The organism is uncultured Moraxella sp., assembly GCF_945873075.1.
In the GTDB taxonomy this organism is placed as follows: Bacteria; Pseudomonadota; Gammaproteobacteria; order Pseudomonadales; family Moraxellaceae; genus Moraxella.
In genome coordinates, this window is record NZ_CAMCBS010000017.1 from 1 (window position 1) to 24731 (window position 24731).

Annotated in this window: 24 protein-coding genes and 2 tRNA genes; 4 read left to right on the forward strand and 22 right to left on the reverse strand. The window is 47.6% G+C overall.

All coding sequences use genetic code 11. The features are described from left to right. Positions 1 to 304: 304 nt before the first annotated feature. The 3 genes from rho (at position 305) to Q0N89_RS06825 (ending at position 3112) form a co-directional block, all read left to right on the forward strand. Positions 305 to 1576 (forward strand): transcription termination factor Rho, encoded by a 1272-nt coding sequence (gene rho, locus Q0N89_RS06815; protein ID WP_078254052.1) that lies wholly within the window; start codon positions 305 to 307, stop codon positions 1574 to 1576. 518 nt (positions 1577 to 2094) lie between these two features. Then, the gene (locus tag Q0N89_RS06820) at positions 2095 to 2487 is read left to right on the forward strand and encodes a hypothetical protein (RefSeq protein ID WP_294034726.1); all 393 of its coding nucleotides are present in this window, start codon (positions 2095 to 2097) and stop codon (positions 2485 to 2487) included. 211 nt (positions 2488 to 2698) lie between these two features. Next, a complete protein-coding gene (locus Q0N89_RS06825; protein WP_294034728.1) occupies positions 2699 to 3112 on the forward strand; it encodes an Ohr family peroxiredoxin in 414 nt (137 codons plus the stop codon). Between the two features lie 130 nt (positions 3113 to 3242). On the opposite strand, the gene Q0N89_RS06830 is transcribed toward Q0N89_RS06825, so the two are convergent. The 9 genes from Q0N89_RS06830 to Q0N89_RS06870 all read right to left on the reverse strand — a co-directional run bounded on the left by Q0N89_RS06830 (position 3243) and on the right by Q0N89_RS06870 (position 11489). Next, a complete protein-coding gene (locus Q0N89_RS06830; RefSeq protein ID WP_294034730.1) occupies positions 3243 to 4769 on the reverse strand; it encodes a fumarate hydratase in 1527 nt (508 codons plus the stop codon). Between the two features lie 159 nt (positions 4770 to 4928). Further along, positions 4929 to 6014 (reverse strand): histidinol-phosphate transaminase, encoded by a 1086-nt coding sequence (gene hisC, locus Q0N89_RS06835; RefSeq protein WP_294034732.1) that lies wholly within the window; start codon positions 6012 to 6014, stop codon positions 4929 to 4931. 30 nt (positions 6015 to 6044) lie between these two features. Then, positions 6045 to 7349 carry a histidinol dehydrogenase gene (gene hisD / locus Q0N89_RS06840; RefSeq protein WP_294034734.1) on the reverse strand — a complete coding sequence of 435 codons (1305 nt, stop codon included), beginning with the start codon at positions 7347 to 7349 and terminating at the stop codon, positions 6045 to 6047. Between the two features lie 39 nt (positions 7350 to 7388). Beyond that, positions 7389 to 8045 carry an ATP phosphoribosyltransferase gene (gene hisG / locus Q0N89_RS06845; RefSeq protein WP_078254057.1) on the reverse strand — a complete coding sequence of 219 codons (657 nt, stop codon included), beginning with the start codon at positions 8043 to 8045 and terminating at the stop codon, positions 7389 to 7391. 83 nt (positions 8046 to 8128) lie between these two features. Further along, a complete protein-coding gene (gene murA / locus Q0N89_RS06850) occupies positions 8129 to 9391 on the reverse strand; it encodes a UDP-N-acetylglucosamine 1-carboxyvinyltransferase (RefSeq protein WP_294034737.1) in 1263 nt (420 codons plus the stop codon). Positions 9392 to 9413: 22 nt separating this feature from the next. Next, positions 9414 to 9659, reverse strand: a complete 246-nt coding sequence (locus Q0N89_RS06855; RefSeq protein ID WP_294034739.1) for a BolA/IbaG family iron-sulfur metabolism protein — start codon at positions 9657 to 9659, stop codon at positions 9414 to 9416. 138 nt (positions 9660 to 9797) lie between these two features. Next, positions 9798 to 10559 carry a BON domain-containing protein gene (locus tag Q0N89_RS06860; protein ID WP_294034741.1) on the reverse strand — a complete coding sequence of 254 codons (762 nt, stop codon included), beginning with the start codon at positions 10557 to 10559 and terminating at the stop codon, positions 9798 to 9800. A 49-nt stretch (positions 10560 to 10608) separates the two neighbouring features. Further along, a complete protein-coding gene (locus Q0N89_RS06865) occupies positions 10609 to 11019 on the reverse strand; it encodes a YraN family protein (RefSeq protein WP_294034743.1) in 411 nt (136 codons plus the stop codon). After that, a complete protein-coding gene (locus Q0N89_RS06870; RefSeq protein ID WP_078254062.1) occupies positions 11019 to 11489 on the reverse strand; it encodes an RDD family protein in 471 nt (156 codons plus the stop codon). The genes Q0N89_RS06865 and Q0N89_RS06870 overlap by 1 nt, the downstream gene beginning before the upstream one ends. A gap of 138 nt (positions 11490 to 11627) precedes the next feature. Here Q0N89_RS06870 and rlmH point away from each other — a divergent pair, with 138 nt between their 5' ends. Then, entirely contained in the window at positions 11628 to 12110 is a 483-nt protein-coding gene (rlmH, locus tag Q0N89_RS06875; RefSeq protein WP_294034772.1) for a 23S rRNA (pseudouridine(1915)-N(3))-methyltransferase RlmH, read from the forward strand. A 109-nt stretch (positions 12111 to 12219) separates the two neighbouring features. Here rlmH and pnp read toward each other — a convergent pair whose 3' ends face one another. The 13 genes from pnp to tpiA form a co-directional block, all read right to left on the reverse strand. Continuing rightward, on the reverse strand, positions 12220 to 14313 hold the full coding sequence (gene pnp, locus Q0N89_RS06880; RefSeq protein ID WP_078254065.1) for a polyribonucleotide nucleotidyltransferase: 2094 nt from the start codon (positions 14311 to 14313) through the stop codon (positions 12220 to 12222). 196 nt (positions 14314 to 14509) lie between these two features. Continuing rightward, positions 14510 to 14776 carry a 30S ribosomal protein S15 gene (rpsO, locus tag Q0N89_RS06885; protein WP_078254066.1) on the reverse strand — a complete coding sequence of 89 codons (267 nt, stop codon included), beginning with the start codon at positions 14774 to 14776 and terminating at the stop codon, positions 14510 to 14512. Between the two features lie 194 nt (positions 14777 to 14970). Next, positions 14971 to 15585 (reverse strand): opacity family porin, encoded by a 615-nt coding sequence (locus Q0N89_RS06890; RefSeq protein WP_294034775.1) that lies wholly within the window; start codon positions 15583 to 15585, stop codon positions 14971 to 14973. Positions 15586 to 15747: 162 nt separating this feature from the next. Next, on the reverse strand, positions 15748 to 16380 hold the full coding sequence (locus tag Q0N89_RS06895) for an opacity family porin (RefSeq protein ID WP_294034778.1): 633 nt from the start codon (positions 16378 to 16380) through the stop codon (positions 15748 to 15750). Between the two features lie 184 nt (positions 16381 to 16564). Continuing rightward, positions 16565 to 17485: a tRNA pseudouridine(55) synthase TruB gene (truB, locus tag Q0N89_RS06900; protein ID WP_294034780.1), complete on the reverse strand. Its 921-nt coding sequence runs from the start codon at positions 17483 to 17485 to the stop codon at positions 16565 to 16567. Positions 17486 to 17488: 3 nt separating this feature from the next. Next, entirely contained in the window at positions 17489 to 17896 is a 408-nt protein-coding gene (locus tag Q0N89_RS06905; protein ID WP_078254069.1) for a ribosome-binding factor A, read from the reverse strand. Between the two features lie 142 nt (positions 17897 to 18038). Then, on the reverse strand, positions 18039 to 20798 hold the full coding sequence (gene infB / locus Q0N89_RS06910; RefSeq protein WP_294034823.1) for a translation initiation factor IF-2: 2760 nt from the start codon (positions 20796 to 20798) through the stop codon (positions 18039 to 18041). 151 nt (positions 20799 to 20949) lie between these two features. Then, positions 20950 to 22431, reverse strand: coding sequence for a transcription termination factor NusA (gene nusA / locus Q0N89_RS06915; RefSeq protein ID WP_294034783.1), 1482 nt, complete (start codon positions 22429 to 22431; stop codon positions 20950 to 20952). Positions 22432 to 22491: 60 nt separating this feature from the next. Next, positions 22492 to 22989: a ribosome maturation factor RimP gene (rimP, locus tag Q0N89_RS06920; protein WP_294034785.1), complete on the reverse strand. Its 498-nt coding sequence runs from the start codon at positions 22987 to 22989 to the stop codon at positions 22492 to 22494. A gap of 186 nt (positions 22990 to 23175) precedes the next feature. Further along, positions 23176 to 23252 (reverse strand) — tRNA-Met (locus Q0N89_RS06925). A gap of 86 nt (positions 23253 to 23338) precedes the next feature. Then, positions 23339 to 23423: transfer RNA gene (locus tag Q0N89_RS06930), tRNA-Leu, on the reverse strand. Positions 23424 to 23489: 66 nt separating this feature from the next. Continuing rightward, positions 23490 to 23804 (reverse strand): preprotein translocase subunit SecG, encoded by a 315-nt coding sequence (secG, locus tag Q0N89_RS06935; protein WP_143821367.1) that lies wholly within the window; start codon positions 23802 to 23804, stop codon positions 23490 to 23492. 79 nt (positions 23805 to 23883) lie between these two features. Next, the gene (gene tpiA / locus Q0N89_RS06940; RefSeq protein WP_294034787.1) at positions 23884 to 24636 is read right to left on the reverse strand and encodes a triose-phosphate isomerase; all 753 of its coding nucleotides are present in this window, start codon (positions 24634 to 24636) and stop codon (positions 23884 to 23886) included. Positions 24637 to 24731 lie beyond the last annotated feature (95 nt).

Sequence of the window (24731 nt, forward strand, 5' to 3'; positions counted from 1 at the left end):
CTCGTTTCCCGCTCCAAATTTTAAAAAGTCCAAATCGAACGGTTTGGGCTTTTTTTGTTGTTATCAGTTCGTGATGATGACATTTATCAAACCAGTTTGCACCATTCACCGTATCACACCATCACCCAACACTAGCAAAACAACCATCGATTGATTTTGCCAAATTAACTTGACAAACCCCCTAATTTCATCTTAATATTAGCACGCTTGCAATCAAGGTTCTGCTGATTGCATTTTTCTTTTTTAGACCAATCCATTCTCTTGCACATATCGTGCGCATGACACACTTCATTTTTACCTATCTATGAATCTAACCGAACTAAAACGAAAATCCGTTGGCGAACTGCTTGCCATCGCTGACGCTATGGGTCTTGAAAACATGGCACGAAGCCGTAAACAAGACATCATTTTTGCCATCCTAAAGACACACGCACGCAACGGCGAAGCGATTTATGGCGATGGCGTGCTTGAGATTTTGCCCGATGGCTTTGGATTTTTGCGTTCATCCGAAGGCTCATACCTAGCCGGCCCTGATGATATCTATGTCAGCCCAAGCCAAATTCGCCGTTTCAACCTACAGACAGGCGACTCTATCGCCGGTCAAATCAGACCGCCAAAAGATTCCGAGCGTTATTTTGCACTTCTAAAGGTCAGCGAAATCAACTTTGACACCCCTGACCGCAGCCGTCATAAGCTGATTTTTGAAAACTTAACCCCACTATTCCCAACCGAGCAATTGGTGCTTGAGACAGGCAACGGCACAACCGAAGATTTGACCGGTCGTATCATTGATTTGATCGCCCCGATTGGTAAAGGTCAGCGCTCTATCATCGTCGCGCCGCCAAAAGCGGGTAAAACGGTACTACTACAGACCATCGCCCAATCCATCACCAAAAATCATCCCGAGTGCTATCTGATTGTTCTACTCATCGACGAACGCCCAGAAGAAGTCACCGAGATGCAACGCACCGTGCGTGGCGAAGTCGTCGCATCGACCTTTGATGAACCACCACAGCGTCATATCCAAGTCGCTGAGATGGTCATCGAAAAAGCCAAACGACTCGTCGAGCACAAACAAGATGTCGTCATCCTACTTGACTCCATCACTCGCCTAGCCCGTGCTTATAATACAGTCATCCCATCATCAGGCAAGGTGCTGACCGGTGGTGTCGATGCCAATGCGCTAGAGCGTCCAAAGCGTTTCTTTGGTGCGGCTCGTAATGTCGAAGAAGGCGGCAGCTTGACCATCATCTCAACTGCCCTGATTGACACTGGCTCAAAGATGGACAGCGTGATTTTTGAAGAATTTAAAGGCACGGGCAACCAAGAAATCACCCTTGAGCGTGACTTGGCAGAACGACGCATTTTCCCTGCGATTAATATCAAAAAATCCAGCACACGCCGTGAAGAACGCCTACTTGACGAAGATACCCTGCGTCGTGTGTGGATTTTGCGTAAGCTCATGCAGCCGATGGACGACTCGCAAGCCACCGAATTTTTGCTTGAGCGACTCAAAGATTCCAAGACTAACGACGAATTCTTTGAGCAGATGATCAAAAAATCACAAAACAGTTAATATTCAGCATTGCCGATCGTCATATCGCCCACTTTCCATCACCAGTGGGCGATTGTATTTGAAGTTTTTTTAGCAGTGTTTTTGATGCTTGTGATGGCAATTTGATTAAATATTAATCAAATTATTCATATTCATCGAAAAATTACAATTTTTTTGTAAAGAGTGGCTGTCATTGTATTGTCACACTGTCAATTTTATGTTACGATACTCTTAACACCAAGCTGTAAGCATAGATTTGAGTAGCAAAAGCATGAAAGCTGCTTTTGACTTTTCAAAGAAAACGCTACAACTGGCAAAATTGAAATATTTTGTTACAACTTACTAGCGTTCTGACAAAATATTTGTTTTTATTTTTGCTAAATTGTAATATACTATTGCGTAACACACAGTGTATTAACCTATGGACAAGCAACAAGAAGGACCTTTGCAACCATGCCATATATGGTTGCTATGGTTCTTATTATTTTGTTTCATAGGTGTTTTTCTGTCACACACTTATCCGTTAATTGGAGTTTACCATGCAAACTAAACTAATCGTATCTGCACTAGTTGCTGCTCTAGCCCTAACTGCTTGCTCAAAAGCTGAAGAAGCTGCTGCTCCAGCTGCTGACGCTGCAAAAGAAGCTGCTGCTGCAACTGCTGACGCTGCTAAAGCTGGCGCTGAAGCTACTGCTGAAGCTGCAAAAGCTGGCGTAGAAGCAACTGCTGACGCTGCAAAAGCTGCTACTGACGCTGCCGCTGCTGCTACAACTGCAGACGCTGCTGCTAAAGAAGGCGAAGCTGCTGCTACTGACGCTGCAAAAGCTGACGCAGACGCTGCTAAAGCTGACGCTGCTGCTACTGATGCTGCTGCTGCCGCTGCAGACGCTCCAAAAGCTGAAGAAGCTGCAAAAACTGAAGAGAAAAAATAATTTTAACGCAGTCCTAACTGCTAAAATTATTTTTCAAAAAGAGAACTCGTTTGGGTTCTCTTTTTTTTATAGCATGAAATACTGCTCATTGATGGATGCGTAAGTAAAAGGCTACATTTTGTTACTTGGCAGGCTACTGATTTTTGCTACAATCAAGTGAAGTCACCGACCGATTCGGTGATGGATAAACACAACAAACAAGGAGTCTGTCATGAGTAAAATCTATACCACTACCGCATCCGTCGTCGGCGCTCGAAATGGCACCGCCAAATTGTCCGATGATGATAAAACTTATAATCTGGTCTCGCCTGGCTCAAAACAAGAAGGCAATAATCCTGAGCAGTTTTTTGCGATGGGCTATGCAGCATGCTTCGATGGCGCATTGGGTTTGGTCAAAAAGGCTGCTGGCAAAAGCTTTGACAGTGAAGTGCAAGTCACCATTGATCTGAACAAAGAAGGTGATGACAAGTTTTTCTTGACTGGCGCCATCCATGTCGTCGCCACCAACACAGACATCAGCGAAGCAGAGCTACTTGCCTTAGTCGAAAAAACCCACACCGTCTGCCCATATTCAAAGGCAGTAGCAGGCAATGTTGAGATGGCATTAAGCGCATCTGTTGCCTAACCCTCAAGCCATTTGGCCAATTTTAAAATTCCTCCAAAAAACAAACACCCAAGCTAAAAACTTGGGTGTTTGTTTTGGCGTATTGGCTGTCGTATATTTGGCACTATCGCCAAATACCGCAGATGACAGCTTAGGCTTCGACCACTGGGATTTTGCCAATCTTGGCCTGCCAGATTTTTGGTGCGGTGGCGTGCACTGAGCTACCACTGCTATCGACAGCGACGGTGACAGGCATATCTTTGACTTCAAACTCATAAATCGCTTCCATACCCAGTTCAGGGAATGCCACGACTTTGGCTTGTTTGATGGCTTTTGAGACCAGATAGGCTGAACCGCCCACTGCCATCAGATACACCGCCTTATTATCAGCGATGGCTTGGCAAGCCGCTTCGCCACGCTCTGCTTTACCAATCATGCCAAGTAGTCCTGTCTGCTCAAGCATTTGGCGAGTGAACTTATCCATACGAGTTGCCGTCGTTGGGCCTGCAGGGCCGACCACTTCATCACGCACAGGATCGACAGGGCCGACATAGTAGATCAGCTTGTTGGTGAAGTCCACAGGTAGCTCTTCGCCGTTATTTAGCATATCGGTCATACGCTTGTGCGCTGCATCACGGCCGGTGTAGATTTTACCGCTCAATAGTAGCACATCGCCCGTTTGCCAAGTTGCCACTTCTTCTTTGGTCAAGGTATCCACATTGACGCGCTTGCCATTTTCAGGGTTATAAGTAATGTCAGGATAGACATCTAGGCTTGGCGGTGTCAGCTCCACAGGGCCTGAGCCATCTAGCTCAAACTCCACATGGCGAGTCGCAGCACAGTTTGGAATCATCGCGATTGGCTTTGATGCGGCGTGCGTTGGGTAGTCTAGGATTTTGACATCCAAGACGGTAGTCAAGCCGCCCAAGCCTTGTGCGCCAATGCCTAGCGCATTGACTTTCTCATACAGCTCAAGGCGCAGAGCTTCGATGGTGCTTAGCTCTGCACCTGATTTGGCTTTGGCTTGTAGCTCATGGATATCAATGTGGCTCATCAGCGATTCTTTGGCAAGTAGTGCTGCTTTTTCGGGTGTACCGCCAATACCGATACCCAAAATACCCGGTGGACACCAGCCTGCACCCATTGTTGGGATGGTTTTTAGCACCCAATCCACGATGCTGTCTGATGGGTTTAGCATGGCAAGCTTTGATTTGTTCTCAGAACCACCACCTTTGGCAGCACAGGTTACTTCCACTTTATCACCAGCAACGATTTCCATATGGATAACCGCAGGGGTGTTGTCACGAGTGTTGGTACGCTTGCCCGCAGGGTCAGCCAGCACCGATGCACGCAAGGTATTATCAGGATGATTGTACGCACGGCGTACGCCTTCATTGACCATGTCAGCGACGCTCATCGTCGCATCCCATTGGACATTCATGCCCACTTTCAAAAATACTGTGGCAATGCCTGTATCTTGGCAAATCGGGCGATGGCCTTCGGCGCACATACGGCTATTGACCAAAATCTGCGTCATCGCATCTTTGGCAGCAGGGTTTTCTTCTTTTTCTAGCGCTTCGACCAGTGCTTCGATGTAGTCGGTCGGATGATAATAACTGATGAACTGAAACGCATCGGCAATACTTTGAATAAAATCGTCTTGCTTAATTACGGTCATGATGACTTCCTTTGTTGGCGAATTTGGCGTACGCACGCCAAACGGCTGATATTATCTTGGCATCCGCCAAGACCCATTGTGATGAATTTATTCTACCATTATTTATGATAAAAATTCACCCATAATTGTCAATTACTACGATTGAAAAATTCTCACAAATTATAAAATCTGTTTCAAAACTTCAATCAATCTCGCATTTTGCTCAGCTGTACCGACGCTGATACGCAGATAATCCTTGATACGCTCTTGCTTGAAATGTCGGACAATCACGCCTTCGGTGCGAAGTTTGGCAGCGATGTCAGCAGCATCTTTACCGTCAAACTTGGCAAACACAAAGTTCGCTGCTGATGGTAACACTTCAAAGCCAAGCGCCGTCAAATCTGCTGTCAGCTGATTGCGTAGCTCAATCACCTGTGTACGACGCAACTCAAAATACTCGCCATCTGCCACGCTTGCCGCCGCCCCTACTTGCGCCACACGGTCAAGCGGATAGCTATTAAAGCTGTTTTTCATCGCCATCAGGGCTGCAATAAGACTTGGATTGGCAAATGCCATACCCACACGCAGACCAGCGAGCGCACGAGATTTTGAGAAGGTTTGGGTGACGACGATGTTATCAAAGTCACGAATCAATGCAATCGCCGATGCCGATTTGACATCATCTGCATAATCAATATAGGCTTCATCGATGACCACCACCGCATCCGAATGACGCTTGGCAAGCGTGCGAATGTCGTCAAGTGGCAACAGCTTACCCGTCGGCGCATTGGGATTGGCTAGGATAATGGCATCACACGGCTTGTCATAATCATCAATATCAATGCCAAAGCTGTCATTGAGCGGTACAGTTTGGGCATCCACCCCAAAGGTGTCGGCATACACAGGATAAAAGCTGTAACTGATATCAGGCATCAGCAGTGGACGAGTTTTTTTGAAAAAACACGCAAACACTAGTGCCAACACTTCATCCGAGCCATTACCGACAAAGACTTCATCACGAGTTAGACCATAATAAGTCGCCAGCGCATCACGCAGATGGTCGGACTCAGGCTCAGGATATAGGCGCAGTGCTGATGCTTCATCAGCCAGCACCGCTTGCATGGCGGTCACGGCTTTTGGACTTGGGGGGAATGGGTTTTCATTGGTGTTTAATTTCACCAAATTATCATGCTTGGGCTGCTCCCCCGGTACATACGGCGTCAGGCTTTTTGCCTTGTCGCTCCAAAGGCGAGTATCAATCGTCATGGGATTTCCTTTTTTTACAATTGCGACTTGTTAGCTTGCTTGATGGCGATAGCGTGCTGATAAGGCGTGCGCTTCTAAGTTTTCTTCGATAGCCAAAATATCAGCAGTCTTGGCAAGTGGCACAGCGCCCTCTTTGGTGCAATAAATCAGCGATGATTTCTTTTGAAAATCATACACGCCAAGCGGTGATGAGAATCTTGCCGTGCCTGATGTCGGTAGCACATGGTTACTACCCGCACAATAATCGCCAATCGCTTCAGGCGTATGACGACCCATAAAAATCGCCCCCGCATGACGAATGTCATCGAGCACCGCTTCAGGGTCATCGAGCGACAATTCAAGATGCTCAGGCGCAACTTGATTAATCACTGCCATGCCTTCACGACGGTCTTTGACCAAAATCAACGCACCACGATTAGCAAGCGCTGCCCTTGAGATATCCGCCTTTGGTAAGCGTGCCAATGCTGACTCAATCGCTGTCTGAACCGCTTGTAGCTGTACTTGGCTTGTGGTCACAAAAATCGCCTGCGCCACCGTGTCATGCTCAGCTTGGGACAACAAATCCATCGCAAGCCACTCAGCATTATCCGCCATCTCGCCTTCGGCATAGACCAGCACTTCTGATGGCCCTGCAATCATATCAATGCCCACCTGCCCAAAGACAGCTCGCTTGGCAGCAGCGACGAATTTATTACCCGGCCCTGTGATTTTATCCACCTTAGCAATTGATGCTGTGCCATAAGCGAGCGCCGCCACCGCCTGCGCACCACCGATGGTAATCACCGTATCCACGCCTGCTAGGTGTGCCGCCGCCAAAACCAGTGGATTAAGCTGTCCATCTGGGGCAGGCACGACCATTGTGATGTTCGCCACGCCTGCGACTTTGGCAGGGATGGCATTCATCAGCACCGATGATGGATAGCTTGCCAAACCGCCCGGGACATAAATGCCGACGCTATCAAGTGGGGTGATTTTTTGTCCAAGCTGATTGCCCAAGCTGTCAGTAAAGCGAAAGCCGTCGTCCACTTGATGCTGATGAAAAGCAAAAATACGCTCAGCAGACAGCTTAAGCGCGCCTGCCACTTCATCACTAAGTCCATCAAATGCCGCCTTGAGTGCATCTTGGCTAATAAATAGCTCATCGATACTTTGGGCAGGATGACGGTCAAATTTTTGGGTCAGCTCAAGCACTGCGACATCGCCACGAGCACGTACATCAGCGATGATGGCATCGACAGTAGCAATCAAACCGGCATCTGTTACGGTTTCAAAAGCAAGCAAATTGGCAAGTTCTTCTTGAAAATCTGCACTGGTTGAATTTAAAATTTTCATCATAATTTCCTATATATCAGACTGCTTTTGTGTGGCTTGGTGTTATTTTTGCTGCACCGCAGTTTGTAGAATCTGTAAAATCGGCTCAAGCTTGGCAAGTTTACGCTTATGACTCACTGGATTGGCAATCAAGCGTGATGACACTTGGCAAATGGTCTCAAGTGGCTCAAGCCCATTGGCACGCAAGGTGTTGCCCGTATCCACCACATCGACAATCAAATCACCCAAGCCCACAAGCGGTGCTAATTCCATCGAGCCATACAGCTTGATAATATCCACCTGCTCGCCACGACTGGCATAATAAGCACGAGCGACATTGACATATTTGGTGGCGATACGCAGGCGACGATTTGGCAAGGCTTTGCCCTTGATGCCTGCGGTCATCAGACGGCACTTGGCGATGTCAAGGTCAAGCAGCTCATATACCTGCGCATCATATTCCATCAGCACATCTTTGCCCGCCACGCCGATATCCGCTGCGCCATGCTCGACATAAGTCGGCACATCAGACGCCCGCAAAATCAAAAAACGCACCGACGGGTCAGTGGTCTCAAAAATCAGCTTGCGAGATTTTTCCATATCTTCAAGCGGGGCAATGCCTGCTTTGGCAAACAGTGGCAAAGTTTCGTTTAGGATGCGCCCTTTGGATAGCGCAATGGTCAAGCCATCAAAATCAGCAGTTTGGATTGGGTCAGCCATGATAAATTCTCAGCTTATTCATCAAATCTTGTCTATACATTATCATGAAAAAACGCACCAAATCATCTTGGTGCGTTTTTATCTTAGCCCTTGATGCGTTCGATATTGACACCCAAGGCTCTTAGTTTGTTCTCGACATCATCATAACCACGGTCGATGTGGTAGATGCGGTCAATGATACTCTCACCTTCGGCGCACGCCGCCGCCATCACCAGCGACATCGATGCACGCAAATCAGTCGCCATCACAGGTGCAGGGGTGAATTTTTCGACACCTTCGACGATGGCAGTATGACCATCGACACGGATTTTGGCACCCATGCGTTGTAGCTCTGGCACGTGCATAAAACGATTTTCAAAGATGTTTTCGATGATGGTGCTCGTCCCTTCTGCCAAACAGCACACCGCCATCAGCTGTGCTTGCATATCGGTTGGGAAACCTGGATGCACTTGGGTGCGAATATCCACTGCCTTTGGACGGCCAGTCATCACCGCACGAATCCAGTCATCGCCTGTGGCGATGGTTGCGCCCATCGCTTCAAATTTCTTGAGCACTGGGTGCAAAAATTCTGCCGATGTGTTCTTGGTCAAGACATCGCCTTCGCTCATCAGTGCACCAGCTAGATATGAGCCCGTCTCGATACGGTCGGCGATGACACTGTACTCACAGCCGTGCAAGCTATCCACGCCTTCGATGATCATCGTCGTCGTGCCGATACCGCTGATCTTAGCACCCATCGCCACCAGCATATTCGCCAAATCCACCACTTCAGGCTCGGTGGCGCAGTTTTCTAGGCGTGTCGTACCACGAGCAAGCGCTGCTGCCATGATGACATTCTCAGTACCGCCGACGGTTACCATATCAAAGCTAAAATCACAGCCAATCAGACGACCACCTGCTGGTGCTTTGGCTTTGACATAGCCATTTTCTACGGTGATGCTTGCGCCTAATGCTTCAAAGGCCTTTAGGTGCTGATCCACAGGGCGAGAGCCGATCGAGCAGCCGCCCGGTAGCGACACTTCCGCTTCACCAAAGCGAGCAAGCAATGGGCCAAGTACCAAAATCGATGCGCGCATGGTGCGTACAAGCTCATACGGTGCATAATAATCGGTCACCGTGCGAGCATCTGCCACGACGGTATTGCCTTCTTTTTTGATCTTGACACCCGTGCCTGCAATCAGCTTGACCAAAGTTTCGGTGTCTTTGAGCGTTGGCACATTGTGCAGTACGGTTTCATCATTTGGCAATAGCATCGCAGCTAGCAGTGGCAAAGCGGCATTTTTTGAGCCGGAGATGGTGACTTCGCCTGCGATACGGCTTTTGCCCGTGATTTTAAATTTATCCATGCGTATTCTCTTTATTAATCAATCAGTTAGCTTTGCGAGCGTCGTATTCAGCAGGGGTCAATGCATGGATGGTCAAGGCGTGCATCGCACCGCTTTGGATGTGTTCGTTGACCAAAGCAAAAATCATCTGCTGACGAGCCACCAATCGCTTGCCCTCAAAGGCGTTATCCACGATAAGTAGCTCAAATTTATTACCCTGATTGACCGCTTCGATATGTGCATCGGCAAACTGCGGGCGAAGTAGTGCGATTAAATCATCTGAATTCATTGACATCTCTTTGATTACTGACAAAACCTGTACAACGATTAAGCAAGTACAGGGGGTTATTGCAAAAGAATTATTATACCAAAATTTTTATCAATTCACCTTGAAAATTTGATAAAAATATCCCAAAAAATCAGTCAATTATTGGGTAGTTTGTCCGCCTTGACCACCAAGTACAGGGGCAGTATTGACAGGGGCGGTCGTGCTGGCGTTTGGTGTATAGATTTCTTGTAGGGTGTAGCCTGAATTTTGGGCATCGCCACCATAGACCGTACTGCTATCAGCTGGCTGATTGGCATTGCTAGCGGTGTCTGGTAGGCTTGCTACTTCGCCGTCGGTGACAAGTGTCGTCAAGGTCACTGCCATCGCCATGCCCGGGGTCGCTTGAATCGCTTGCAAAATATAATCCTGCTGTGTTGGGGTCATATAGCCCATCACATAGGCAGTGCGGTCACGGACGATGACTTTGTACTGTGATGATTTGATACCACGCTCAGCCAGCAGTCGTGTACCAATTTTTGAGCGTAGGTAGTTTTCGTGCACGGTGTGACTTTGGCTTTTTGGGGTTTCGGTGACGGTCAGATAGTTATACACTTTGAGCACATCACGCATCGACTCGATGGTGCGTCCGATTTCTACTTTGATTTGCTCGGTTGGCACTTCACCTGTTAGCAGAACTTCACGGCGATAGCTATCGATAGCAATACGCACATTATTCTCATTAATCCCTGGGATGGTTGATAGATTGCGACGCGCGGTCAGCTCAATACTCTCATCACTGATACGCTCAGGGATGGTACGACCCATCGCATCAGCGCCCACACTGTCCGTGCCACTGGTCGCACACGCACCCAATCCTGCGCTCAAAATAGCAATCATCGATACGGCAAATACTTTTTTCATAACAACTTTCCCATTTATCAAAGTATTTAAATTTAAAAAATCTAATCAATCAAAACGCTGATATCAGCCAATCTTGCGATACTGTGCCATCTTGATTGATATCAAAAACAATCACATCAAAGCGGGTCGCCATCTTGGCATAAGCATCATGCGTCGCCAAAAACTGCTCAGCCGTGCGATAAATCTTGGCTTGCTTGGCAGGTGTGATACTATCAATCGCCGCCCCATAATCGGACGCTCTGCGACTGCGTACTTCGACAAATACCACACATGGCACAAGCACGCCACGCTCAAGCACTTGGCAAGTGGCAATGATATCAATCTCGCCAAGCTTGGGTGCGATATAATTGGTCGCCACAATCTGATAGCCCTTATCCAGTAGCATCGCCACCGCTTGGCTCTCAAAGGCATCGCCCTGCCTACGCTTGGCAGTTTTGGCAATCTTGGCAGACTGGGTCATCAGCGAATACGCTTGACCACCACAGTGCTGGCAATCTTATCATGCCAGCCTTGTTTGTGCTTATCAAATCCCGCCCAAATATAGCCAAGACAAAACACTATCGCCGATGCATAATAGCCGATATACCGAAGCAGACCCTGACCGATACTCACCATTTTGCCCGTCTTGGCATCACGCACCTGTAGCCCAAACAGCATTTTGCCCGGTGTTGCGCCTTTTTTGACCCAAAAAGCAATCACCACCACCGCACCAAGCACCGTGCTGATTGCTTCGGGCACGGTCATCCACGGCATCTCATCGATGCTGTACTGCCCCATCTGCACATATTCCCAATATATCAGCGGTGCAAACACAATCAAGGACAGCAAACCATCCATCAGCGTCGCCAAAAACCGCTCCCAAAACCCTGCATATTCAAATTCAGAGTCATCCAATCTAGGGTCATGTAAGGCGGTGTTCGTAGCAGTCATGCGATATAAACTATATGATGATAAGAAATAATTGTAGCATAACAAAGTTTTGTTATTTTCGCCATCAATTATCGATTTTTTCGGTGAATTTTTGGGGAAAATTGGGTAAACTGTTGGCAAATTTTTGGGAAATTGATGATGAAATTACGAATTTTAAGTGTCGGGCATAAGATGCCAAACTGGGTGCAGACAGGTTTTGAAGAGTATTTTAAGCGGATTCAGCCGATGATGAGCGTTGAACTTGTTGAATTACCGCCTGCCAAGCGCAGCAAAAACCCATCACCTGCCGAGATTGATAAATACAAAGCGGTGGAAGCGGCGACGATTTTAAACGCCAAACAGCCCAAAGAGCTCTTATGGCTACTTGAAGTCAAAGGCAAGATGCTCTCTACCGAAAAGCTTGCCGACAAATTATCCATCGCCATGCAAGATGGTGCGGATATTGCACTGGTCATCGGCGGTGCTGACGGTGTCTCCGATGATGTGCTACAAGCGGCGGATTTTAAGTGGTCGATGTCTGATTTGACCCTGCCACATCCGCTCGTGCGGGTGATTTTGATGGAACAGCTGTACCGTGCGATGAGTATTATCAATAACCACCCTTATCATCGAGGTGGCTGATTTGTCTGTTTGGACAAAGCCTATTTAAATAAGTAGCAAGCAAAAAAGCAAAAAGCAAAAAAACCGCTTTATCACAACGATAAAGCGGTTTTGGTTAATTGGCAACGGCTTATTGCTCAATGCCTTTCATGGTTAGCTTGATGCGACCACGATTGTCAATGTCTTGAACTTGGACTTTGACCACTTGACCTTCTTTTAGGTAGTCAGCGACATTCTCGACACGCTCATCAGAGATTTGGCTGATGTGTACTAGACCATCAGTACCCGGTAGGATGGTAACAAATGCGCCAAAATCAACGATGCGAGCCACAGTACCTTCGTAAGTTGCACCGATTTCAACTTCGGCAGTGATGGCTTCGATTTGGGCGATGGCGGCACGAGTTGATGCCTTATCCATGCCAAAGATGCGGATAGTGCCGTTGTCTTCGATGTCGATGGTTGCGCCAGTATCTTCGGTCAGCTGACGGATGGTTGCGCCACCTTTACCAATCACATCACGGATTTTTTCTGGGTTGATGTTGATGGTCGCATAGTTTGGTGCGTGCGCATTGATTTCGGTACGGCTAGACGAGATGACTTCATTCATCGCTTTTAGGATATGGATACGGCCAGCGTGTGCTTGCTTGAGCGCTTGTTCCATGATGTCAGCGGTGATGCCTTCGATTTTGATGTCCATCTGTAGGGCTGTGATACCTTCGGTCGTACCTGCCACTTTAAAGTCCATATCGCCCAGATGATCTTCGTCGCCTAGGATGTCTGATAGTACCGCAAAACGCTCACCTTCTTTGACCAGGCCCATCGCAATACCCGCCACAGGGGCTTTTAGCGGTACACCTGCATCCATCAATGATAGTGATGCACCGCACACAGATGCCATCGATGATGAGCCGTTTGACTCGGTGATTTCTGATACCACACGGATGGTATATGGGAAGCGGTCAGCCGCTGGTAGCATGGCTTGAACACCACGGCGAGCTAGGCGACCATGACCGATTTCACGGCGTTTTGGTGCGCCTTCACGGCCTGTCTCACCCACTGAGAAGTGTGGGAAGTTGTAGTGTAGCATGAAGTGGTCTTGCTTAGTGCCTGCCAAAGTATCTACCAAGTTCACATCACGGCTCGTGCCTAGTGTGGTCACCACCAAAGCTTGGGTCTCGCCACGAGTGAATAGCGCAGAGCCGTGTGTATATGGCAATACACCCACTTGGATATCCAGTGCACGCACTGTCTCTAGGTCACGGCCGTCGATGCGTGGCTTGCCTGATAGGATGTTATCACGCACGGTGCGGTATTTAAGCTCTTCGAATAGCGCTTTGATTTCATCAACACGCTCAGCATAGCCTTCGCTCTCAGCATCGCCTGCCAATGCTTCGATGGCTTCGTTTTTGATTTCGTCTAGGCGAGCATAGCGATCTTGCTTAACAGTGATGGTATAAGCTTCGCTCACTTTATCAGTAAAGCCTGCTTTTAGTGCATTGTTTAATTCTTCGTTGATCGCAGGGGCAACAAATTCTTGCTTAGCATTACCAACAGCAGCGGCAAAGGCATTGATGTTGTCAATCACGATTTGTTGCTGTGCATGACCATATAGCACCGCACCCAGCATTTGATCTTCTGACAGCTCACGCGCTTCAGACTCAACCATCAACACGGCTGATTTGGTGCCTGCAACAACCAGATCAAGATCGCTTTGCTTCATCTGAGCAAGATTTGGGTTTAGGACATATTCACCATTGATAAAGCCAACACGAGCCGCACCGATTGGGCCATTAAATGGCGCAGGTGAAATAGCCAATGCTGCTGATGCACCAATCATCGCTGCGATGTCAGCATCTTGGGTCTTGTCAGATGAAATCGTGGTAGCGGTGATTTGGATTTCGTTGTAGTAGCCTTCTGGGAATAGCGGGCGGATTGGACGGTCAATCAGACGAGATGTCAGCGTCTCAAACTCGCTAGCACGGCCTTCACGCTTGCCATAGCCGCCTGGGATTTTGCCCGATGCGTACATTTTTTCTTGATAATTGACGGTCAATGGGAAGAAATTTTGACCAGCAACAGCTTCTGGACGAACCACCACAGCAACCAGTACAGACACACCGCCCATATGCACAAGCACTGAATTGGCTTGGCGTGCGATACGGCCAGTTTCTAGGACAACTTGTTGGTTGCCATATTGGAATTCTTGACGAATGGTATTAAACATAAACTTTTCCTAATTAATGAACTTTGGCAATATCTAAAGCCCTAAGCCATTACACCGATTGGAAATCCAACTTGTGCCATGCCTTAGAGTTCTAAATACTTGCCAAATTTTGCTGAAAATTAACGAAAAAACGGCACGCAAAAAGCACGCCGTTTTTATTATCGTAAACAGGACTTACCTGTCGCCATCGGGCGAATTAACGACGCAGACCTAGTGAACCGATTAGGTCGGTGTAACGGTTAAGGTCTTTACCTTTTAGGTAATCAAGTAGCTTACGGCGTTGGTTAACCATACGGATTAGACCACGACGGCTGTGATGGTCAGCTTTGTGAGTTTTGAAGTGGTCTTGTAGGTCGTTGATACGAGCAGTTAGTAGTGCAACTTGCACTTCTGGGCTACCAGTGTCATTTTCGCCACGCTTGTATTTAGCGATGATGTCGATACGATCTTGATTCGTTAGCATAACAATTTCCTAATAAGCAATGCAGTGATATTCGGGCAAGCATTGCATTGCTAAAGCCTGCCTAAGCCTAATGGCACTTAAACGCAGATTATAACAGATTTTTAAGCTGATGTCAGCTGATTTTGTTATTTTTGGCAAAAAACCCATCAACGAATTGATGGGTTTGGGATAGCTATATAGCCAAGATGGTCAGATTAGAAGTTATAACGCAGACCAACTTTAGCGCCGTATTGGTTGAATTTAATGTCTTCAACTTTGCCTAGATGGTTGTATTCAGCAGCGACATCAACCGCCAACTGTGGATTGATGGTATATTGAACGCCAGCTAGCACGCCTGCGCCAACTTTGGTGTCTTTGCCTGAGTAGCTTTCGGACCCAACCATATAAGCACCATTAACACCAATTGTTGAATATTTCAAATTTTCTTCATATTTCAACTGATTCACACCAAGTCGCACACCTGCATACGGCGTAAAACCTGATACAGTTTGAAAATCATAAATTGCAGACAAACCGATTGATTGTGCTTTTAAGGTAGTTTCCCAAGCGTCATTACCCACAACCGCTAGACCGCCTGCATCTTCGCCGTTATGCTCAAGCTTGCCAAAATTGGTGTAGTCAGCCTGATAACGGATATTGCCAACATCTTTACCAGCAGCGATGCTATAAGAAGTAGTATTGTCTTTGATTTTCAAGTCATCAACTTTTGCTTCAAGCTTTGAATAACCAACATCACCTTGAACATAGTATTGAGCAGATGCAGCGGTTGATAGTGCAGCGATAGCTGTAGCAAGTACAATCTTTTTCATAACAATTTCTTAATAAACACCCTATGGTTGGGTGAAATCATTCTATCGCTTTCATGCTGAGCCCGTCAAGGCTTTTTAACACAATCTAGCAATAATGTTACAAATTATTTCAAAGAAAAAACCCATCAGCGTGTGATGGGTTTTAAGCGATGTGGCAATCAATTAAAAATTCATACGCACACCGATATTGGCACCAGTTTGGTCGATCTTGGTATCACCGACTTTGCCCAGATAGTTGTATTCGCCGCTGACATTAACCGCAACCGCAGGCGTTGCTTGATAGCTGACGCCCACGATGCCACCGATGCCGACACGAGTGTCAGTGTTGGTATCTTCGCTATAGCCACAGAATTCACCGCCATAGCTATATGATGACACGCAGCGACGCAGCTCATCGCTTAGGAAATTGACACCGACACGAGCGCCAACATAAGGCGTTAGCTTGCTTGTATTCTTAAAGTCATAAAAAGCGCTGGCGCCGATTGAGTGCGCATAGACATTGTACTCATCATGGATATAGGCCGTGCCATCACGATAGTAGTAGTTATCTTCGGCATTACCAAAATAGCTGTAATCATAAGCATAGCGATAGCTGCCTTTGTCCTTGCCGATACTGATACGAGCACCGACACCATCTTCGGTGCGATTAGTATCGCCAAAATCAAAATCCAACTCTGAATAGCCGATGTCTGCTTGCCAGTACCATTGACCTTGATTGGCAGGAGTGTCATAGATCGATGCGTTCGCTACAGTCGCCGTCATCATCGCCAAAGCCAGTACAGAAAGCTTTTTCATTTTATCACCTTGTTATTGCAGGGGTTGCTGATGTGTTTCATTGTACGACTAAAGCGTATCACTGACAAGCGCTTAACGGTGGCATTTGATGGGTTTCTTGAAAAATTTTGTAACATTTGCTGGGAAATTGTACAAATAAACCCCCCAAAAAAAGATTCGATGGGTCTGCATAGATTGGATAAAGCTAAGCCACAAGCTTCTTCGGCTGCAGCCTACCTGTCACCGCCACTTCACCAAGTCCAATAAAATCAGCACAATGATACAGACGCACCAAGCAACTCTCATCAAAGGCAGGCAATGCCCCCGCTCGGTCTTTGACATTGAGCCGTTGACCGAGCTTTAGCCGTGATGCTTCATCATCACTCACCGCCAAAGTCGGCAGATGTGTCAGCATGGCATCGATTGGTAGTAGCCTGCCCAGTCGCTCGCTCATCGGCAGTGTTTCAAGCATATCGGTGGTGATGGCATCATCAATACCAAAACCGCCCGTCATCGTGCGATGTAGCCGTGTCAGATGCCCGAGCGTGCCAAGCCGTTTGGCGATGTCTTCACCCAGCACACGCACATAAGTGCCTTTTGAGCAAGTGACATCAAGCTGCACAGTATCATCACTGATTTTGGTTAGGCGAAGTGTATGAATAGTGATGGCTCGTGGCGCACGCTCAATCTCAATGCCGTCTCGGGCATATTCATAAAGCTTTTTGCCGTCTTTTTTGAGTGCTGAATACATCGGTGGGATTTGGCTTTGCACCCCAGTCATATGATCTGCAATAGTATCAAGCATCGCTTGATCAAAGCTTGGCACAGCTTTGGTATCAATCATTTGCCCATCAGCATCGCCCGAATCGGTCGCTACGCCCAAGCGAATGATCGCCGTGTAGCCCTTATCCGCATCGAGTCCATATTGAGCAAATTTGGTCGCTTCGCCAAACACCAAAGGCAATAGCCCCGTCGCCATCGGATCAAGCGTGCCTGTATGCCCTGCTTTTTTGGAATCTTGGCTATCTGATTTGAACAAAAATTTGGCCTTTGCCAATGCCGAATGCGAGCTGATGCCTTGTGATTTATCCAGTAGCAAAATCCCTGAAATGACGGTTTTGGTCATCGCTCACTCTGCCGTCTCATCATCATAATGTTTTTCGCTCTCGTGCGTCTTTTTCATCGCTTGATTGACCAAATCCATCATGTGATTGCCATGCGCGGTCACTTCATCATAATGAAATCTTAGGCGTGGCGTGGTGCGAGTTTTCATCGTGTGTGATAATTCGGTGCGCAAAAATCCCGACGCACGGTTCAAGATGGCGACACTCTCACGGTGGCTATCGATATTCATGCCTGTGTCATTGTGCGGCTCAAGAATGGTCACATACACATCGGCATAGCCCAAATCAGGGCTGACCTTGACGCTTGAGATGGTCACAAATCCCGTCAAGCGTGGATCGTTAATCTCATCACGGATCAAGGTGGCAAGGGTTCGCTGAATTTGATCAGCAAGTCGTTGTAAGCGTTGGCTCATTGAATTTTTCCAATAATAATGAATTTTCCAGCAAAGACAACTTGGATAAAGGGTTGTCTTTTATCTGTTAGTATAACAAATTTCGTATCGCTATGGCGACAAAACCCCATCATGCGACAGGGTTTTGGCAAGGGTTCGGCGATTATAGCTCGCGTTTGATTTCGTGGATTTCAAAGACTTCGATTTTATCGCCCACAGCGACTTCATAGCCTTTGACCGCAAGACCACATTCCATACCAGCTTTGACTTCATTGACATCGTCTTTGTAGCGACGCAATGACTGCAATTGACCAGTGAAGATAACCTTATCATCACGCAAGACACGGATTGGCTTGTTGCGATGGATAGTACCTTCTTGTACCATACAGCCTGCTGCTGCACCAAATTTACTTGAGCGGAAGACTTCACGGACTTCAGCAATACCCAAGATTTGCTCACGATGTTCAGGCGCAAGCATACCGCTCATTGCTGCTTTGACATCATCAATAAGACCATAGATGACGCTGTAGTAACGGATGTCTAAGCCAGCTGCATCGGCTTTTTTCTTGCCTTGATTGTCAGCACGGACATTAAAGCCGAGCAGTACCGCTTCCGATGATTCTGCCAAGATGACATCAGACTCGGTAATCGCACCGACGCCTGAGCTGATGACACGCACTTTGACTTCATCAGTCGATAGCTCATCAAGCGCACCAAGCAGTGCTTCGAGTGAACCACGCACATCGGTCTTTAGGATGATGTTCAAGGTGGCAACTTCAGCACTACCCATGCTATCAAATAGCGTATCTAGGCGCATTTTGTTTTGGCGTTCAAGGATGCGATCACGCTCACGAGCCGCACGGAAATCCGCCACTTCACGGGCTTTTTTCTCATCTGAGACGACCAAGAACTCACTACCTGCCGCAGGTGCTTCTGGCAAGCCTAGAATCTCAACAGGAATCGACGGGCCAGCTGATTTGATACGCTGACCATTCTCATCGGTCATCGCACGCACTTTACCATAGTATTCACCTGCCAAGACCAGATCGCCTTGGTTTAGTGTACCTTTTTTGACCAATAGACTTGCGACTGCACCACGACCTTTATCCAAGCGAGACTCAATCACCACGCCTTGAGCAGCGCCATCGACAGGGGCTTCTAGCTCCATCAATTCTGCTTGGATGCTGATGACTTCAAGTAGTTCATCGATACCCATACCTGATTTGGCAGAGACTTTGACCATCGGGGTATCACCACCCCACTCTTCAGGAATAACTTCTTTGATCGATAGCTCATTGATGACACGATCAGGATCGGCAGTGTCTTTGTCCATTTTGTTAATGGCGACAATCAGTGGCGTACCTGCAGCACGAGCGTGATCGATCGCTTCTTCGGTCTGTGGCATCATGCCATCATCGGCAGCAACCACAAGCACAACGATATCCGTCGCCTGTGCACCACGAGAGCGCATCGCTGTAAAGGCGGCGTGACCTGGGGTGTCAAGGAAAGTAATCACGCCACGATCGGTAGTCACATGATATGCACCGATGTGCTGAGTGATGCCACCTGCCTCGCCTGATGCCACTTTGGTCGCACGAATCTTATCAAGTAGCGATGTCTTACCATGGTCAACATGACCCATGATGGTGACAACTGGTGGACGAGTTTGGATATTGCCTGATTTTTCATCGACTGCCACTTGTAGATCATCTTCAAGTTGTGTATCGCTAACAGGGATAAAGTTATGACCAAATTCTTCGATCACAAGTGCTGCCGTCATCTGATCGATGGTGTCAGATTCACGCACCATCTCACCCATTTTCATCAAGGCTTTGATGACTTCACGCACTTTGACCGCCATTTTTTGTGCCAAATCAGACAGTACGATGCTCTCACCCACTTCAACATTGTGGACGATTTTTTCGACAGGCATTTCAAACTTATGCTTGTTGGCTTGTGATGACTTCAGACCTTTTGAGCGAGTCTTGATTTCACGCTCTTCTTGCTGACCTTTACGGCCTTTTTTCGCACCTTTGCCGGTTGTACCTGCTGTGCCACGCTTGATTTCACGGCGTTCTTTTTCGAATGACTCTTCAAGCGCTGCACCCACCAAGCCATCTGCCAGCGGTGCATCATCTTTGGTACGTACGATGGTCGCACTGGTTGACTCTTCGCTATCGCTATAACGAGATGCCATTTGTTTCATCTGCTCAAGCGTGCGTTTTTGGGCTTCTTCGGCAGCTTTACGGCGGGTTTCGGCTTCTATTTGGCGTAGGCGTTCTGCCTCTGCTTCACGAGCCTCACGAGCCGCTTTGTCTTCGGCAGATTCTTGTTTGACAGGTTTGGCTGATTTTTTCTTGTCAGCCTTGTTGTCCGATTTGTTGTCTGCTTTTGCTTCTACCGCTTCTACAGCGTCGTCTTTTTTGGCTTTTTTGACCACGACACTGCTTGAGCTGTCAGTTTTTTCGCTTGGTGCACTGCTCGCTCGCATGGCAGCAAGTGTCGCCGCTTGGCGTTCGGCAGCTTCTTTTTTGCTACGCTCAGCCGCTTGCTTAGCTTCAGCTTCTTTTAGGCGGGCTTCTTCGGCAGCTTTTGCTTGGGCAGCGATTTCTGCTTCGATTTTGGCAGGGTCTGGTTTTTCATACACGACTTTTTTGGTGCGTACGACATTGACTGTCTTGGCTTTGCCTGAAGTGCCTGTGACTTGGGCGGTAGAAGTGGTTTTTGATTTTAGACTGATGCGAGATTTTGGTTTTTCGCCGTGGCTTTGTTTTAAAAATGCCACCAATTTTTCTTGCTCAGCTTCACTGACAGCGTCAGCTTCGCCACGAGCAGGCAGACCTGCATCGCTTAATTGTTTGAGAATGGTCTCAACATTGGTATTTGAAAGTTGGGCTAGTTCTTTGACTGTTTTCGCCATTATATCACCTAAAATTATTTGGTTTGGCAAGTGGGCTTGGCGGATATCCACCAAGCGCACTGTGTTAAGTTGTTTGCCAAACCATGCGGTATGGCAAAAATTAGTTCAATGCGTGCACGCTCATCATCGTGCACCTAGCATCACGGCACGCATCTTAGGCGAACCACGATTGGCGAGCTTGCATAATCAGCTTGCCAGCACTATCAGCATCCAAGCCTTCGATATCTTCGATATCAAATACCGCTTGTTCCGCCAAATCATCTAGGGTGATGATGTCACGCTCCGCCAGTTTGTAGGCGATTGCAGGCGTCATGTCTTCTAGGGCAAGCAGTTCTGCGCTTGGCTCTTTGATGTTTTGTTGTTTTGCCAATTCATCAGAGATGATGACTTCTTTGGCACGAGCTTGGATAGCAGCGATGGTTTCATCGTCCAAGCCATCGATTTCATAAAACTCTTCAACCGGTGCATAAGCAACCGTTTCGATATCGCTAAAGCCAACTTCGGCAAGCACTTCGGCCAAATCACGATCCACTTCTAGACGCTCATAGAACATCTCGATGACCGCTTGGCTTTCTGACTCTTGACGCTCGTTGTATTCTGATTCTAAAATCATGTTCAGCTTATAGCCAGTCAATTCTGATGCCAAACGCACATTTTGACCTTGCGAGCCGATCGCACGAGCCAGCTGATCATTGGTCGCAAAAATCACTTCGGCTGTCTTGGTATCTTCGTCAAGCACAAGGCCGCTGACATCGGCAGGCTCAAGCGCGCTGATGATGTACTGGGCAGGGTCTTCGTTCCATACCACCACATCGATACGCTCGCCGTCTAGCTCTTGTTGCACCGCTTGGATACGAGTGCCACGCATACCGATACACGCACCCACAGGGTCGATGCGATGGTCATTGGTCTTGACCGAAATCTTGGCACGCAAACCCGGCAAGCGAGCCACATCACGAATCTCGATGATTTGTTCGCTGATTTCAGGGACTTCTTTTTGCATCAAAGCAATCAGCATCTCATTATTGGTGCGAGATAGCACCAACTGTGGGCTACGACCATCACGATTGACCTGTGCCAAAATCGCTGTAACACGGCTTTTTGGGCGTAGGTTTTCGCGTGGTAGGGTTTGATCTTTTGCCAAATAACCTTCGGCATTATCACCCAAATCGATGATATAAGCATCACGGCTTTGTTTTTTGACTTCGCCGGTGACCATCTCGCCTAGGCGTGATTCAAAAGCATCAGCAACCAAAGCACGCTCAGCTTCACGAATCTTTTGGATGATGACTTGCTTGGCCTGAGTTGCTGCGATACGACCAAATTCGATCGACTCGATTTGCTCTTCGACGATGTCGCCGATTTTGTATTCATTCTCGTCCAAATCACTGATCGCAAGCTGACACGCAGGCATTTCGTGATCTTCATCAGCGACCACCGTCCAGTAGCGGAAAGTGTCATAATCGCCAGTCTTACGGTCGATATGCACACGAATGGCCACTTCTGGCTGTTCGGTATAGACTTTTTTCTTGGTAGAAACAACGAGCGCTTGCTCAATCGCTTCAAAAATATCTTCAGGATTTAGCCCTTTTTCGTTACTGACGGTCTCGACCACGGTCAAAATTTCACGACTCATCTGCAGATCCTTTGGGTTGGGTTAATGAATAATAACTTAATAAAATGACGATTAATCGGCTTAGTCTTCGTACACCAAATGCGCTTTATCAACACTATCAAATGCTACCTCAAACTCAAGCTTGTCTTCGGTAACGACCTTCATCGTGTCGCTACCAACTTCGACCAAGCGACCAACAACCTTACGACGCTTGGTGTCGCCTGTGCCGATGGCATGAATTAAGCGCAGATTGACAATCTCGCCCACATATTCAGCGACCTGTTCACGGCTAAACAGCGGACGGTCAAAGCCTGGACTTGAGACTTCTAGCACATATTCGCCAGCGATTGGGTCATGGACATCTAGGATGCCTGAGACTTGGTGGTTCACCGCTGAGCAGTCTTCGATGGTCACATGCTCGCCATTGGCACGGGCGTCAGGCAAAGTTTCGATATAAATACGCAACAGCGATTTGCGTCCTTGTGGCATAAACTCAATGCCCCACAAATCCACGCCACAGGCGGCAACCGCAGGGGCAATCAATTCGGTCAATTCAGCAATTTTGCTCGATGGTTTCATGATTTAAATTGTGTTTCCTAAATAAAATACACGATCTTAGTGCAAGTTTGGCAAACGATAAATACAAAAAAACCCACAAAACGTCCGTTGGTGGGCAATCTTTATACCAGCCGACAGCTTAGCTACAACTGTAGTCTAAACTACCTAAATTTGTCAAGATTTAGAAAAATTTAGGGTTTTAAAAAGTGGTAGCGGGGGCTGGATTTGAACCAACGACCTTCGGGTTATGAGCCCGACGAGCTACCAGACTGCTCCACCCCGCATCAATTTAGAGTGCTTATTATACGGTAAAATTTACCAATGTCAAGCATTTATTTGAAATTTTTACATACTTCATCAGTATGAAATTTGGTGCGATCGGAGGGACTTGAACCCTCACGCCGTGAAGCACCACCCCCTCAAGATGGCGTGTCTACCAATTCCACCACGATCGCAAATTTGGCTGTATTCTAGCGAAAAAGTCGCCTAATAGCAAGCACTTTTGGCAAAATGCTCGCCAATTAATTACTTGTGCCCGTCTGAGCTGGTGTCGTGCTTGCTGGTGCGCTCGTGGTTGGGACATCTAGGCGTAGCTGATCTTGGGCTTGTTTTTGGGCAAGATGCGCCAATGCCAGACTAGTGATAAAAAAGATGGTCGCCAAGATCGCTGTGGTGCGTGTCAAAAAGTTCGCCGAACCTGCTGCACCAAAGACCGTGCCCGCAGCACCTGCGCCAAATGATGCACCTGCATCTGCGCCCTTACCATGCTGGATCAAAATAAAGCCAATCATCACGATTGCGATAATAATATGAACAGCCAATAGGATATTAAACAACATAACTTTCTCTTAGGCACAACTGTGCGTTTTTTTAAATAAAAATTTGGTCATCATTAAGCTAAGCTGACAGATGCGCTCACGCCTTAGCAAAGGCCGCCACAATCTGCGCAAAGCTATCTGCTTTTAGGCTAGCGCCACCCACCAAAGCACCGCCGACTTCATCAGCAGCGGCAAAAGCGTCCGCATTGTCAGCATTGACACTACCACCGTACAGCACGCAGATATTTGGCAGCTGCTTATCGGCAAGATTGGCTTGGATATGGCGATGTACCGCAATGACTTCATCCACAGTCGGCGTCAAGCCCGTACCAATCGCCCAAACCGGCTCATAAGCAATCACCAGTAGCTCAGCAGGTACATTTAGCCCATCAAGCACGGCAAGCTGTGCATCTAGCACCGCAAGCGTCTGCCCTGCTTGGTATTCATCTTTGGTCTCGCCGATGCATAGCACGATAGCAAGCTTGGCATCAATGGCTTGGCGGATTTTGTCGGCGATGACGGCATTATCTTCGCCATGATATGCACGGCGTTCTGAATGACCGATAATCACAAAGCGCGCACCTGCATCCACCAATTGTGCTGCCGACACATCACCGGTATATGCGCCTGTCGTCTGCGTCTTGGCGCTGATGTCTTGTGCGCCCACCCACAGCGATGTGCCATCTAGCACGCCTGCGACACTAGCCAAATGCACAAAACTTGGTGCACAGCCCAGCTTGACATCACGCACATCACCCAAACCATCTTTGAGCGCTTGTGCCAATGCTTTGGCATCGCTTAGGCTTGCAGGGTTGAGTTTCCAGTTACCGATGACATATTTTGTGCTCATATGAAAACCTGTGTCAAACTGTGTGTCGAATGTGGATTTTGGGAAATTTTACAATAAGCTTAAGCAAACTCGCCTTTTCTCATTGTGAACACGAT